Here is a 210-nt window from a genome sequence, read left to right on the forward strand (position 1 = left end):
GTTATAAAGGTATTATCTTTGCACCCACGTCGCAAAAGTTCGGACGTTTCCTTGAGTTGTTTCAAGGGGATGAAAAAAAGATCGAAAAAAACTTGGAAAAGTTTTGGTTTTGAGAAATAAAGTCCTTACCTTTGCACCCGCTTTTGAGAGAAAGCATAAACCAAGAGTTCTTTGAAAGATTTACATAAACAATACAAGTAGTACAAGATC

This window comes from Bacteroides sp. OM05-12, assembly GCF_003438995.1.
GTDB lineage: Bacteria > Bacteroidota > Bacteroidia > Bacteroidales > Bacteroidaceae > Bacteroides.